Origin of the sequence: Vibrio atypicus (genome assembly GCF_009811315.1) — a bacterium.
Lineage (GTDB): Bacteria > Pseudomonadota > Gammaproteobacteria > Enterobacterales > Vibrionaceae > Vibrio > Vibrio atypicus.
In genome coordinates this window covers 733,043-747,870 of sequence record NZ_BLID01000001.1, presented here as the reverse complement: position 1 = coordinate 747,870, position 14,828 = coordinate 733,043, and the positions used below count along the sequence as shown (strand labels likewise).

The following is a 14,828-nucleotide window of genomic DNA, read 5'->3' as shown; positions in this document are numbered from 1 at the left end:
TAATCTGAATATGTGTGCGTCAATGTTATTGAGGTTGATTCGCTGCGGCGTATACCACAAACTCCACCAGCATCTCTTCCCGAGCTAAGCCAGCAACCACCATGGCAGCGCGATTTGGGTACGGTGCTGAAAAATATTCCGCGTAAACTTCGTTAACGGTTTTGAGGTATTCACGATCAGTGACATAAATCAGCACTTGTATGACAGAGTCGAGTGACTCTCCGGCACACTCTAAGGTATGGACAAGGTTGTTAAAGGTTTGGCGCGTCTGTGCTTCAATGCCGCCTTCAACTACAGCGCCAGTTTCATCAATTGGGATTTGAGCCGTATAAAGCGTACCGTTATTCACAATTGCCCATTCAAGCGGTGCTTTAGAAGCAAAAAGAGCAGTTTTTACTGGATGTTTTTGAGTTTGATTATTCACGAGCCTTTCAACCTTTGTAACAACTTTGTTTCAAGATGGTTAAATAGTGCACATTGACTTTCGATAAATCTAACGGTAAATTTTTTTCATTTGATAAGAAAAATTTATCACCCTAACTAAAATGAGGTGAATAAAGGGATTTGGAGAGTGGTCAGATGAGTATTAAGCTTCAACAATTAAAGCATTTTGTGATGGTAGTCGAAGAAGGTGGTTTTCGTGCAGCCTCCCACCGAGCCAATCGCTCTCAAGCTGCGCTATCCACTTCAATCAAAGAGCTAGAAAAAATCCTTGGCCAAGCACTGTTCGAACCGGGTAACAAAACCAAACTTACCCCTTTTGGCGAGATATGCTTACCTAAGATCATTCAGTTCTTAAATATCTATAATGCCTTAGACAACGACTTAAAAGCCGCTGCAGCCGGACAGCAAGGACGAGTACGCATTGCCAGTGTGCCCTCGGTTGCCGCAAAACTCATCCCGAGTGTGTTAGGCGCCTTTTGCGAACAGCACCCTAACGTCGAAGTCAGCTTAATTGATGACAACGCAGCAGGCGTAGAAGCGCGTCTTTTGTCAGGTGAAGTGGACTTGGCGTTAGGTAACCCCTCACACTTAGATGAAGGCGGATTAAACTTCACTCCGCTGCTTTCCGACCCGATTGGCGTCGTGTGTTTAAAAGACAATCCTATCGCTCAGCAACCCAATGGGATTGAGTGGCAAACATTGCTAGAACAACCTTTTATTCGCAACGGAACTTGTACTCTGCTCGACCCAACGCCAGCACGGGCTCTCAGTGAACAAGCCCTCTATTCTGTAGAAAACATTACCTCGCTGTTTTCAGTGCTAGAGCTCGGGATTGGAGTAACAACTTTACCTAAGCTCGCTTTCCCTACCAATGAAACTCGCTTAGTTTGGATTCCTCTTATTGATCCTCCTCTAGAGCGAGAGATCGGCATTTTCACCTTAAATGACCGCTCTATTTCACCGCAGGCTAAAGCCTTTCACGATTTGTGTATTGAGTACTTAAATTACGATGAGCCAATGTGAGTTTTATCGCAGTAGTAAAAATCAAAAACGCTATGCTTAAGCCTCTGTTCAAACAAGGAAGAGTTATGAAAAAATCACTGATTGCTTTGCTTGCCTCTCTCGCGTTCTTATCCTCCCCCCTGCTTGCTTCAGAACGTGCCGATATTGGTTGGGAATGGATAGAACAAGGTGCTATGGTCGTTGATGTTCGAACCCCTCAAGAGTTCGCGGATGGCCATTTAGAAAGCGCCATTAACTACCCACTTTCAGAGCTAGATAAACATTTCGCCAATATAGATAAAGAGACTCAAATCGTTCTCTATTGCCGCAGTGGGAATCGCTCGGGCAAAGCTTTTGATTACTTGCAATTAAAAGGCTTCACCAACCTACATAACGCGGGCGGCTTGGTAGAGATGCAACAAGCTAAATAACCTTAAATGTTTAGTAACCTTATGAATTAAAAGCAACGAGTTACGTAATCATCATAATGCTTATGCCGAATTGCTTCGCCTTTTCTTGTCGATACATTTCGATACGTATTCACCCAACTTATTAGTTATTTTTTCGGCATTTTTCACAGAGTCTAGCGTTCTCAACCAGAGAACTAGGCTCTAACTGGTTAAATGTAGTAGAGTCTCATTCTTATTTATAAATTCACGTAAGCACAAGGAAAGGCTATGTATGTAAAGGCCTTAGTTTTGGCAATCTCCGTCTCTCTCAGTGGGGGAATTCCAACTGCACTTGCAAATGAAACCACGCAACAACAGGTAAAACAGATGACATTAGACTATCCAAACACAAAAAAAGTGGATGTGGTGGACGACTACTTTGGCACCAAAATCAAAGACCCTTACCGTTGGCTTGAAGATGATCGCAGCGAAGAAACAGCGCAATGGGTAACGGAGCAAAACAAAGTCACATTCGATTACTTGTCACAGATTCCTTATCGAGAAAAAATCGAACAGCGACTGACTCAATTAATGGATTACGAGAAAGTCGGCAGCCCATTTAAAGAAGGCAAATACACATACTTCTACAAAAATGATGGCCTACAAAACCAAGATGTTCTTTATCGCCAAATCGGTGACGGCGAGCCAGAAGTATTCTTAGACCCAAACACCTTCAGTGAAGATGGTACCACCTCTTTAGACGGTATTAGCTTTACCAAAGATGGATCTCTGTTTGCTTACAGCATTTCAGAAGGTGGCAGTGACTGGCGTAAAGTGATTGTCATGGATGCAGAAACCAAACAGCGCATCGGCGATACCTTGGTAGATGTAAAATTCAGTGGCATCAGTTGGTTAAACAATGAAGGTTTCTACTACTCAAGCTACGACAAGCCAGAAGGCAGTGAGCTGTCGGCCAAAACAGATCAACACAAACTCTATTTCCATAAGCTCGGCACCAAACAGAGTGACGATACTTTAGTATTTGGTGGATCTGATGCCGAAAAGCATCGTTATGTTTCTGGCTACACCACCGAAGACGGCCGTTTCCTCGTGATTGGCGCGATGGAGTCAACGTCGGGCAACAAACTTTACGTGAAAGACTTATCCAAGCCAGATAGCCAATTGATCACCGTACTGGATAATACAGATTCAGACACTTGGATCATCGATTCGCAAGGCGATACGATCTATCTAGAAACAAACCTTAACGCACCGAACATGCGCGTCGCAAAGGTTAACTTTACCCGCCCTCAACCAGAAAACTGGGTTGATGTCATTGCCGAAACAGAGAACGTACTGAATGTCGCCACGGCCGGTGGCAGCCTGTTCGCGCAATACATGGTGGATGCGACGTCTCAAGTGAAACAGTACGACATGGACGGTAAGTTCATCCGTGATATTGCCCTGCCGGATCTGGGCACGGCGCACGGCTTTAGCGGTAAAGAAGCAGACAAAGAGCTCTACTACACATTCACCAACTACAAAACGCCAGGCACCACTTTCAAGCTTGATATTCAATCAGGCGAGAGCGATGTCTACCGTGAATCTGCAGCGCCCTTTGATTCAGAACAATTTGAATCAAAGCAGGTCTTCTACACCTCCAAAGATGGCACTAAAGTACCAATGATTTTGACCTATAAGAAAGGGACGCCTCTCTATGGTAAAGCGCCGACAATTCTTTATGGTTACGGTGGATTTAACGTCAGCTTAACCCCTGTGTTTAGCCCAAGTCGTGCAGCTTGGCTAGAGCTAGGCGGTATCTTTGCTGTCGCGAACTTACGCGGCGGTGGTGAGTATGGTAAGGAGTGGCACAATGCAGGTACACAAATGCGCAAACAGAACGTATTTGATGACTTCATTGCCGCAGCCGAGTACTTGATAGATAAAGGCTACACCTCATCAGACAAACTGGCGATCAATGGTGGCTCAAACGGCGGCTTACTGGTTGGTGCGGCTATGACTCAGCGTCCTGAACTCTTCCAAGTGGCACTACCTGCTGTTGGTGTACTAGATATGCTGCGTTACCACACCTTCACGGCAGGTGCAGGCTGGGCTTATGATTACGGCACCGCTGAGCAAAACAAAGAGATGTTCGAATACCTAAAGAACTACTCACCCGTACACAACGTAAAAGCAGGCACCGAATACCCAGCGACCATGGTCACCACAGGCGATCACGATGACCGCGTTGTACCTGCTCACTCATACAAATTTGCGGCTGAACTGCAGAAGAAACAAGCGGGCACTCAACCGACTTTAATTCGTATCGAAACCGATGCAGGTCACGGTGCAGGCACACCAACGAGCAAAATCATTGAACAATACGCCGATATCTACAGCTTCACGCTATTTAATATGGGTGTTGAGAAGATCTAACTCTTTGATGCTTAAAATGTAAATCCTCACTAGATAGGCTGTACTAATCCTATCTGGTGAGGGTATTTATAAGCTTGATGGCGGCAGCTTACATTGGCCCAGTGCGTTACCTCTCAGATAATCACTCGATTTTCTTTTACCATCCCTGAAAAGAGTTTCTTTCGAGATCTAAGGCGAAATGCGCAAAATAAATGACTTTGACTTAAAGCTATTGCACCTATTTCTAACCATTGCTGATTCAGGAGGTTTTTCCGCCGCGCAGTTTAAACTCAACATGCATCAGTCAACGATCAGTACAAGGATGAACGATCTAGAAACGCGCTTAGGAATGACGCTGTGTCATAGGGGACGGCGAGGCTTCCGGTTAACGCCAGATGGTATGAAGGTTTACCAACTTAGCAAGCAACTGTTCGACAATATTCATTCCTTTGAAAATCAACTCGATGACATCCGCAAGATTTCTCATGGACACGTCAAGCTCGCGCTCACCGACAATCTCGCCACCAATCCAAAATGTCGCATTCAGCACGCTATTGGTAGTTTTTGTCACGATCATCCCAAAGTTACCCTCGATACCGATATTTGGGATTCGTACAAAATAGAAATGAAGCTACTTGAGGGTGAAATCGACTTGGGAGTCACGTCATCGGAAGTTCAAAAAGATGGTCTCAATTACCGGTTGCTGTTCAACGAGAAACAATGCCTGTATTGCACACCCGAGCACCCTATCTTGAGCATAAAGCATGAAATCACGACTCGCGATCTGATTCGATTTCCCATTGTCGATCGAGGATTACCTCACAAGATCACCCCGTTCAGTGACACAAAAAACCTATCTCACCTTGCGAGTAGCACCAATATGGAAGCCACAGCGCATTTGATTCTCTCTGGCACCTTCGTCGGTTACTTACCCGATCACTATGCAGAAATTTGGGAACTGAGGGGGAAAATGGTCAAGATCAACGCGCCATCACTTGAGTATCTCGCATCGTTTCATCTCACCACCTTAGATTCAAGAGAGCTCTCTCTCGCAGCCACAGAGTTGATGAATAAAATCGCCGTTGTTCATTCATCAGGCCGCGACCCCATCACCGAAAACTCAATTTTAGACTCGGCAAACACAACGCCAATCACTAAGCCACACTAGCCCTAAAGCACAAACGTTAGCAAAGTGCATCCATCCGCTTTGCTAACAAATATGCGCATAATATCTAACATCGAAAACTGGCAAAGTATCTATAAATAACTCGTTATTTATCTTACCCATCAAAAAGCGCCAAATGCATATAAATATCACCATTCATCATAGGTATTTATATGGACCACTATCCATGCATTAATATTCACTTAGATACAATTACCCACAATGCACACAATTTGGTTAGTGCGTGCGAGCGCTTCGGGGTCAAACCTGCGGGCGTTACGAAACTGGCCTGCGCCTACCCAGAGGTTGGGGAGGCAATCCTCGCTGGGGGCATTGGCATCCTCGCAGACTCTAGAATTCAAAACCTGAAGAAGCTGCGCCATCTTGATGGTGAAACTATGCTGCTAAGAATCCCAGCCATTAGCCAAGCAAGAGAAGTGGTGCAGTATGCCGATATCTCGCTCAACTCGGAACTTGAGACTCTTCAAGCTTTAGCCGTTGAAGCGGTCAAACAGCACAAGCTGCATCAAGTCATTATCATGCATGATATGGGAGATCTTCGTGAAGGTTCGTTCTACCAAGAGGAAACCTTACAGCTTGCGCGAGAGGTAATGAAACTCGAAGGCCTCAAACTGGTTGGGCTTGGTACCAACCTAGCCTGCTACGGTGGCGTTGAGCCTTCGGTCGATAACCAAACCCTGCTGATTGCGCTTGCGCAACAAATTGAGTCTGAACACAACATCACACTCAGTTACCTCTCTGGTGCGAGCTCAGCGGGGCTACCTCTTATGCTGCGCGGCGATCTACCCAAAGGTATTAATCAGCTTAGACTTGGCGCTTCTGTGCTAATGGGTATTGGATTAAACGATGACCCTGTTCCTAACACTCGCCAAGACACGTTTGATTTAACGGCTGAAATTGTCGAAATCAAAGTAAAGCCCTCCGTTCCAACAGAGTCGACCGCGTTAGATGCCTTTGGACACAAACCTATTTTCACCGATCGCGGTCTTCGCAAGCGCGCCATTTGCGCCATCGGCAAACAAGATATCGATATCAGCCAAATGACCCCGAAAGATCGAAACATCATTGTGATTGGTGGCAGTAGTGATCACCTCATTCTTGATATCAACGACAGCGATATGCCTTACCACGTGGGCAGCCTAATTGAATTTGAGCTCTCCTACGGCGGCGTATTGCAATGTATGACCTCCGAATACATTACCAAACGATTTATCTAGTACTTCATTGAGCAGTACGAGCACAAACGCTCGTTAAGGACACGCTATGTTCAAAATAAAGAAATTTCCCAATACCTTTACCATTCTTTTCCTGTTGATCACCTTTTTCGCCACCCTCACTTATATATTACCTGCAGGAAAATATACGCGTGAAATGAATGAGAACTTAGGCAGAGAAGTTCCGGTGCCTGGTTCCTACCATGTGATTGAGTCATCTCCTCAAGGTTTCTTTGACACTCTAATGGCACCGATTTCCGGCTTCTATGATCCCGCGTCAGGGCTGATTGGTGCCATTGACGTGAGTTTGTTTGTCCTAATGGTTGGCGGCTTTCTTGGCATCGTGACGCAAACAGGTGCGATCGATACTGGCATCGCACGGATTATGGTGCGCTTAAAGGGCAGAGAAATTTATATGATCCCTATCTTGATGGTGCTGTTTGCGTTGGGCGGAACTTCATATGGCATGGCGGAAGAGTCCCTCGCATTTTACGGTTTATTGATTCCAATTTTTATGACCGCTCGCTTTGACCCAATGGTCGCAGTCGCCGTTATTTTCGTCGGAACTGGGGTGGGAACATTGGGCTCAACCATCAATCCATTTGGGACTGTGATTGCCTCCAATGCGGCGAGCGTCGATTTCATTAGTGGTATCGAGCTAAGATTTGCCATCCTCGCCATTGCCTTAGTAGTTTCAATCGCTTACGTGATGCGGTATGCCAAGAAAGTTCAAAACAACCCAGAACTTTCTTTGCTAGCTAATCTGCGTAAAGAGAATGAAAAACACTTTCTTGGTGATAAAGACCCAAGCGCGCAATTGCCAGAACTGACTGGCTCGCAAAAAGCGGTATTGGTTCTGTTCATTCTCACCTTTGCCATCATGATTTATGGCGTTTCAGCGCTTGGGTGGTGGATGGCTGAGATGGCTACCCTGTTTATCTTTATGGGCATTCTATGTGGCATTGTTGGCCGTTTAGGTGAAGAGAAGCTGATTAACGCGTTCGTTGCTGGTGCGGCAGATTTAATCGGCGTTGCACTGATTGTTGGCGTGGCTCGCGGTATTGTGGTGGTAATGGAAGCGGGTAACATCACTGATACCATTCTTCACTACGCAGAAGGTTTGGTTGCGGGTAAAAGCTCTGTACTGTTTATTAATACCGTTTACGTGATAGAAATGATGCTGTCGTTCATCGTCCCATCGACCTCGGGACTCGCGGTCATGAGCATGCCAATCTTGGCGCCGCTGAGTGATTTTGCTAACACAGGCCGAGAGCTTGTCGTGACTGCGTTTATGAGTGGTATTGGTACAATTCTATTTATCACACCGACCTACGGAGTATTGATGGGCGGCTTGGCGATTGCACGTATTCCTTACATTACTTGGCTTAAGTTCATTGCGCCTCTGGTAGCTTTCTTTGTCGTCCTTAACAGCGTTGTGCTCTCGCTTGGTGTTTCAATGGCAGGCTAATAAGTCAATAGCGCTCCAGTAAAACAGATTTTATGCACTAATGAGATTCGTCGCCAATATGGGAAGGGGGCAGCAATGCCTCCTTTCCATTCATAAACCAAGTATGAATCCACAAGTGATAGACCAATATTTGATCTACAACTCGCTTCTTAAGCTTTTTCAGTTGTCATCAGTGCGCAAATAGAGCCTACTCGCTACAATGCCCGCTATGGACAATCGAAAATGTTCGCATTTTCACAACGAAACCAAGGAGGAACCTATGTCTAAGTGGTGTTTAATCAACCCACGTTTTTATGGTATGACAGCTCGCTCAAGAGTTTTAGATTTCGCGCTGCGATAATCTCGACTTGAGCGAATAATCATCGTCGACTGAAAACGTCAACCCGAGTACCTTCCCTCAAGCTCGAAGAATTATTTGTCAGCCCTGACAAAGGCCTTCTGCGCCCCAAATTCTTGAGAATATTATGAGTACTTTTTTAACCGCACAATCCTTAACACTTAACTACACTTCAACCGCTCTATTTAATGAGCTTACTTTTACCATTAACCGTGGTGACAAAATTGGACTGATCGGCCATAACGGTTGTGGCAAAAGCTCACTGCTAAAATTGCTCGATGGCCAGTTTGAACCAAGTAGTGGCCAAATAGCCAAAGCAAACCACTGTTTAATGCGTTACGTTGAACAGCATATTCCACCAGCTTTACATGACCAATCCGTATTGTCGGCATTAGCGGAATCTTTGCCAGATGATGAAGTTTGGCGCGCAGAGCTGCTACTCGGTGAATTAGGCTTTAACGAAGATGAATGGCAAATGCCTGTCGCCAATTGCAGCGGCGGTCAACAAATGCGCTTACTTCTTGCACGAGCGATTATTCACCAACCTGATCTACTGCTGCTTGATGAACCAAGTAACCACCTAGACCTGCCTTCATTAATGTGGCTAGAGCAATTTCTCTCTGACTGGAAAGGCTCGTTTGTTCTGGTCTCACATGACCAAACCTTGTTGGATCGGGTCACTAACACCACCTGGGTGATGCGTGATCACGCGTTACACCATTTTTCGCTTCCTTGCTCACAAGCGAGAATGGCGTTAAGTGAAAAAGACCAACAAGATAAACAGCGCCATTTGAGCGAGCAGAAAGAAATAGACCGCATTGAGAAAAGCGCTAAACGCCTTGCAACCTGGGGTAAAGTTTACGACAACGAAGACTTAGCTCGGAAAGCAAAAACCATGTTTGCCCGCAAAGAGCGATTGGAAGAGGAGCAAACAGAGCTAACCGATGGCACACCTTGGGCGTTAGAACTCAAAGGTGACGCGCTGCCAGCTAACCGACTTCTCGAAGTGACACCTTTTAGTGTGACGCCGCCTCAAAGCGATCACTACCTGTTTGAGATGGTAGAAAAGCGCGTCAAAAGCGGTGATCGAATCGCCGTACTTGGCAGTAATGGCTGTGGTAAATCAACCTTGCTCAATTTACTTCACCATAGTTACCAAGCTCAAATAGAGGCAGAACTAACGGGAGCTTTGAGCCCAGCGATCACCTTCCATGATCGCTGCCGATTGGGCTACTACGATCAATCGCTCAATCAGCTTAATGACCATGACACTATTCGCGATGCGCTACTCAATTTCGCCGCCATTAGCGAAGAGTACGCCAAGCGCGCCTTGATAAGCGCAGGATTCGAATACGCCAGACATGGGCAAACCGTCTCTTGCTTAAGTGGTGGTGAACGAGCGCGATTGCTGTTTGTTGGTTTAACGTTGGCCCGGTATCACCTTCTGTTCTTAGATGAGCCAACCAACCATTTAGATATGGAAGGTAAAGAAGAGCTGATTGAAACCTTGAATCAGTTTGAAGGGGCTGCGTTATTGGTCAGCCACGATCGCAGCTTAATCGAACAAAGTTGCAATCGATTCTGGTTTATTCAGGATGGTGAGCTTACCGAATATCTCTCTGTTGAAGAGATTTACGATCGTATTGCCGATTCAGCGCCAAAATCAGCAGCTTCAACCTCTGCAGCGAGTTCGCCTTCGAATCCAGTATCTCCAACTGTAGAGGCTGAGTCAGAGGAAAAGCTGCTTGAAAGGTTGTTGGAGTTGGAGAGTTTGCTTGAAGCAGATAGGCAACGTAAACCTAAACACCAAAAGCCAGCCATGCAGCAAGAGTGGCAGCAGCAGATTGAAAAAATAACTGCGCAACTATAACGACAAAAGGCACCGATAATTGGTGCCTTTTTCACCCCTAAATAATGGAAATTGTCGATTCAAGTCATATTTCCGACACATTAAATGAAGAAAACACCATCATAAAAGACACATATGTGAGATAAATTCAATCAACACTAAGTCAAAGATTGAGTATTTGGATATGTTTTCTTACGAACACCTTATCGCTTTTTGCACCACGTACGAACAACAGGGCTACAGCGCAGCAGCGAAAAAGCTCAACAAAGATCGAACTACGATCCGTGACCAAGTTAAGGCTATTGAAGATCTCTATGACGTCACTCTCTTTGAGATCGTTGGTAAGAAAGCCTGCCCGACCAATGCGGCAAAACATATTTACCAACGCTCTAAAGTCATCATTAGTAATACCGAAAAACTCAACGCTTCCTTTGGCAACATATACCGCCAAGATTTACTGCATATTAATGTCTATCACGATATCTCTTTGCCTTTGAACTTGGCTTTAAAAATAGAGCATGCACTCGCACAACATTACCCAGAGCTCACGATTCATTGGCTGCATAGAAACCGGGAAGAAGCCTTTGATTGTCTCGAATCAGACCCTAACAGTATTGCGTTAATGCAGCATAGAAACATGCAAAGCGCCGAGAAAAATATCGCTTACTATTCTCTTGGGTATGGGAAACTTGGGGTCTATTCGGGAAAACGCAGTAAGCTACGTCACCTAGTCAACCTTTCTACAGAAGATCTAAAGCTAGAAAAACAGTACATCAGCGAAAATCATTTCAATACCCTGCCAGAACTCTACGCTATTTCACCGCAGTATCATTTGGTCAGCAACAACGACCTGCTTTTAGAATTGGTTAAACATGACGGGTGGGCCATCATGAGCACTGAACTTTCCACCCCATTGGTACGCAGCGGAGATCTGCACCAACTAAACATTGGAGAGGTAGCCAATCAGTTTACTTTTGGACTGACACTCTACTATTCCCTATCACTAGAAAATGAGCCTGCTCTAACACTCATTAAGAAAATAACAAAAGAGCATTTCTCCACTTTCGACTAGAAAACTGATGGATTTTATCCCGCATACTGTAGTTTTTGGTTTGAAAACTTAATGCCATCATGACCCCGTTCCGAAGCAAATAGGTCCTTAGTCATGAATAAAAAACTTATCTCTACCGTTATCGCTGCTACTTTTTCCATTGGCATTGTCAGTGCTGCTGAAGCCTGTACTCGAATCGTATGGGATACCAAAGATAATGGTACATTCGTCACCCGCACACTTGATTGGTCAGAGCAAACCAATCCACACTTGGTCAATATCCCCAAAAATAGCTCTTACTTAACCCATCTCGATGGTAATAACCAGGTCACTTCACTATTTGATGTTACGGGCCTCACCACCTACGGCAAGATTACTGACGGCATTAATAGCGCAGGGTTAAGTGGCAACGTTCTCTATGATAGAGGAATGGATACCCAAGATTTCAACAACGCTGACGACATTGGCGCATTGCACTATCTACAGCATCTACTTTCGCAGTTCTCAACCGTTGATGAAGCAGTTAAATTTGTCCAAGAAAATCCCGCAAAAACAGAGTTTATTCCGGGAGTACCAATCCGTATTGCATTGCACATTAGCCTACAGGACGTAACTGGGGACTCTGCCATCATCGAGTTCCGTGCTGATGGCGCTAACGTATGGCATGGACCAGAGTATACGGTTATGACCAACCAGCCTGATTATGACCAACACCTTGCCAATGTTGAACGTTCTAAACGAGGTTGGGGACCACAAGAGCAACAATACTCACAAACAAACTTGGGTACTGGGGGGAACGCAAATCCTGAAGACCGCTTTATTCACTCAACATACTATTTGGGGCACCTAACCGAGCCAACGAGCGTAATTAATGGCATGCTCAAGCTCGACTCCATCACTTACAAGATTCCACATGACGCGCCAAATATGCCAATTGACGGAGTCATGGCAGGCTACGCGACAGAATACGCAGTTAACTACCATTTGCAGTCAGGAGAAACCCTTATCCGTTATCAGTGGGGAGATGACTACACGCAACTGCAATACAACATGCAAGAGATCCAAGCCTCAGAGAAAAGCATCAACTTCCCAATTGTACAGACAGGCATGATTGGTGAGATTACCGACAAGATCATCGCATCAGGTCAGTAAGTTTGTAAGACTTGTTAAATAGAAAAAAGGTAGCATTGAATTGCTACCTTTTTTCGGATGACAACTAAGCCGCTTGGGGAGCTTTATAGTTACTTAAAAGCGCATTATAAAACTCGCTGTCATTAAGTACGCCAACTAACTCACCATTCTCAACCAGCAAGATGGGTTGTCCACTACGCTTTTTCAGCTCGATGGCTTCACGCATGCCGATGTCAGGGCTTGTGACCACAATCGAACCTTGTTTGACTTTCTCGATGTCCCCACTTTCGCTATCCCACTCAATCAAGGTAAGATCACCGCCTTTGACTAGCGATAGTTCATTGCTTGATTGATTGATCGACCCACACTGACTGAGCCGAACATACCTGCAGGCGATTTTGTTCTTGTTTTAGCTCATCAACCGACTGCATCAGGGAGCGCCCTTTGAGCACGTTTAACGGAGTTCATCTTGCAGCTGAGTACGAATGAGCGGGTCAAGGGCAGAAAACGGTTCATCTATTAACAAAATATCCGTATCCATCACGAAGGTTCTCGCTAGACCAACACGCTGCTGCATACCACCAGATAACTCATGAGGAAACTTAGATTCCCACTCTGACAAACCAACCACCTCAAGCTGCTCACGTGCTTTTTTACGGCGCTCTGATTTACCTACACCTTGCAGCTCCAACCCAAACGCCACATTATCAAGTACCGTTAGCCAAGGCATTAAAGCAGACTTCTGGAACACCATAGAAACGCGGTGGGTATGCAAGCGGCGCAGAGTTTCGTCGTCAATAGAAAAACAACAAAAAACAACAAAAAACAACAAAAAACAAATAAAACAAATAAAACAAATAAAACAAATAAAACAAATAAAACAAATAAAACATTTAATATCAATCATCTAATGACGAACAATCAACAAATGCCGACCTCAGCTCCACCAACAAATCATCTTAGATAACCCACTCAAAATCATCTGCAAATAAATATTTAGAACACGAAACATTTTTCTAGTTAAACAACTCTCCCTCTCTAAATGACCATCAAGGTATGAACAATAGTGAGGGCAATTCTTCACACCAATGGACAATCTCGTCGCACAAAAAAATGCCCCAGAATGAGCTGATCAAACTGGGGCAAATCTATGTTCGAACTATTGAATTAGTGTGGGGAATGACACGCGGTAAGATTGAACTCTAACGCAGGCTTAAGCAACTAATTGTCCCAGAGCTGGGATGGAAGAAATGTTGAATATTCTGAGATGCCATTTTGCCCCCTCAGGAAACGCTTCCTTACTTAATAACAAGACTCTCAACAATATTCAGTGTAGTGGCTCATTCGAAAGTTGAGAGAGCTCTATAAAAATAATAAAGCCAGAACAAAACTCTGGCTTTATTAAGTCAAGGCATCTGAAACCTTTAACATTCAACGTCCTCAGGGCTTGGCACAAACTCCAATATATCCCCAGGTTGGCAATCTAAATGCTTACAGATAGCTTCGAGCGTTGCCAACTTAATCGCTTTGGCACGGCCATTTTTTAATATCGACAAATTTTGCTCTGTAATGCCAATAAGCTTAGCCAGCTCATTCGAACGCATCTTCCGTTTTGCCAGCATTACATCAAGATTGATTACAATCGCCATACCCTACTCGTTATATTGTTAGTTCACTTTCTTCTCGAAGTTCCACCGCGCGCTCCATCACCACGGCAATCACACGAACAATGAATCCGATCACCATCATGGTGACATCCACATCATCGATTTCGACAGATAAGTACCAAGAGTCGCCATTGTACGATAAAGCGAGGCTTAGAAGTAAGTCACTGATTCCGCCGATGAAAGGAGTTGCGATCAATAAATAGCTTAGCTTCTTATAGCAACTGACATTTTTCTGCTCAAAAATCTGCCCCTTTTCATACAAACGGAACAAAGCAATCAATTGCCACAACATCGCCATGGTCAAAAAGGCGGAAAACATACTTGGAAGATAACCGACCAATGAGCGAGTTACGGATAGTGGCAATTCGACTTCAACCGGGAAGCTAGCATCGAACCACTGAGAATTAAACATCGTTGCGCTAAACCAAAGAGTGGTATCCAAAGCCGCGACAAATACAAACGAAAACCAAAATAAAATAAGTAACTTACGGCTAAAAGTACTTATTGATTGCTGTGACATAGCAAACCTCATTCTTTATTAATTTCACTATATATTAGTCGTAGTTATGGTTATTAACAATAAAAACTTATCGTAATTCGATAAGTTTTTATTGCACTGCAAAGAAAATAGATTTACCTTACCAATAAAATCGCAAAGACACATTGATAATATCG

At 44.6% G+C, this 14,828-nt stretch carries 12 protein-coding genes and 1 pseudogene; 9 read left to right on the top strand and 4 right to left on the bottom strand.

Annotated features, from left to right (window positions below):
- Positions 1 to 25: 25 nt before the first annotated feature.
- Positions 26 to 424: a RidA family protein gene (locus GVO60_RS03375; protein WP_159651178.1), complete on the bottom strand. Its 399-nt coding sequence runs from the start codon at positions 422 to 424 to the stop codon at positions 26 to 28.
- 155 nt (positions 425 to 579) lie between these two features.
- Between GVO60_RS03375 and GVO60_RS03370 the strand changes: the two genes are divergently transcribed.
- The 9 genes from GVO60_RS03370 (at position 580) to GVO60_RS03330 (ending at position 12,507) form a co-directional block, all read left to right on the top strand.
- Positions 580 to 1,467 carry a LysR family transcriptional regulator gene (locus tag GVO60_RS03370; protein ID WP_159651177.1) on the top strand — a complete coding sequence of 296 codons (888 nt, stop codon included), beginning with the start codon at positions 580 to 582 and terminating at the stop codon, positions 1,465 to 1,467.
- Positions 1,468 to 1,532: 65 nt separating this feature from the next.
- Positions 1,533 to 1,877 (top strand): rhodanese-like domain-containing protein, encoded by a 345-nt coding sequence (locus GVO60_RS03365; protein ID WP_174855859.1) that lies wholly within the window; start codon positions 1,533 to 1,535, stop codon positions 1,875 to 1,877.
- A 246-nt stretch (positions 1,878 to 2,123) separates the two neighbouring features.
- A complete protein-coding gene (locus tag GVO60_RS03360) occupies positions 2,124 to 4,271 on the top strand; it encodes a prolyl oligopeptidase family serine peptidase (RefSeq protein WP_159651176.1) in 2,148 nt (715 codons plus the stop codon).
- A 178-nt stretch (positions 4,272 to 4,449) separates the two neighbouring features.
- The gene (locus GVO60_RS03355; protein ID WP_159651175.1) at positions 4,450 to 5,418 is read left to right on the top strand and encodes a LysR family transcriptional regulator; all 969 of its coding nucleotides are present in this window, start codon (positions 4,450 to 4,452) and stop codon (positions 5,416 to 5,418) included.
- A gap of 170 nt (positions 5,419 to 5,588) precedes the next feature.
- Positions 5,589 to 6,653 carry an alanine/ornithine racemase family PLP-dependent enzyme gene (locus tag GVO60_RS03350; protein WP_159651174.1) on the top strand — a complete coding sequence of 355 codons (1,065 nt, stop codon included), beginning with the start codon at positions 5,589 to 5,591 and terminating at the stop codon, positions 6,651 to 6,653.
- Between the two features lie 46 nt (positions 6,654 to 6,699).
- Positions 6,700 to 8,118: a YfcC family protein gene (locus tag GVO60_RS03345; protein WP_159651173.1), complete on the top strand. Its 1,419-nt coding sequence runs from the start codon at positions 6,700 to 6,702 to the stop codon at positions 8,116 to 8,118.
- 464 nt (positions 8,119 to 8,582) lie between these two features.
- Entirely contained in the window at positions 8,583 to 10,325 is a 1,743-nt protein-coding gene (locus GVO60_RS03340) for an ABC-F family ATP-binding cassette domain-containing protein (RefSeq protein ID WP_159651172.1), read from the top strand.
- A 163-nt stretch (positions 10,326 to 10,488) separates the two neighbouring features.
- The gene (locus tag GVO60_RS03335) at positions 10,489 to 11,376 is read left to right on the top strand and encodes a LysR family transcriptional regulator (protein WP_159651171.1); all 888 of its coding nucleotides are present in this window, start codon (positions 10,489 to 10,491) and stop codon (positions 11,374 to 11,376) included.
- 93 nt (positions 11,377 to 11,469) lie between these two features.
- A complete protein-coding gene (locus GVO60_RS03330) occupies positions 11,470 to 12,507 on the top strand; it encodes a linear amide C-N hydrolase (protein ID WP_159651170.1) in 1,038 nt (345 codons plus the stop codon).
- A 64-nt stretch (positions 12,508 to 12,571) separates the two neighbouring features.
- On the opposite strand, the pseudogene GVO60_RS03325 reads toward GVO60_RS03330, so the two are convergent.
- From GVO60_RS03325 to GVO60_RS03315, 3 genes and pseudogenes are all read right to left on the bottom strand, one after another.
- Positions 12,572 to 13,282: pseudogene (locus GVO60_RS03325) on the bottom strand (ATP-binding cassette domain-containing protein); the annotation flags it as partial.
- Between the two features lie 628 nt (positions 13,283 to 13,910).
- Positions 13,911 to 14,135 carry a helix-turn-helix domain-containing protein gene (locus tag GVO60_RS03320; RefSeq protein ID WP_159651169.1) on the bottom strand — a complete coding sequence of 75 codons (225 nt, stop codon included), beginning with the start codon at positions 14,133 to 14,135 and terminating at the stop codon, positions 13,911 to 13,913.
- Between the two features lie 10 nt (positions 14,136 to 14,145).
- A complete protein-coding gene (locus tag GVO60_RS03315) occupies positions 14,146 to 14,673 on the bottom strand; it encodes a DUF2975 domain-containing protein (RefSeq protein ID WP_159651168.1) in 528 nt (175 codons plus the stop codon).
- Positions 14,674 to 14,828: the final 155 nt, after the last annotated feature.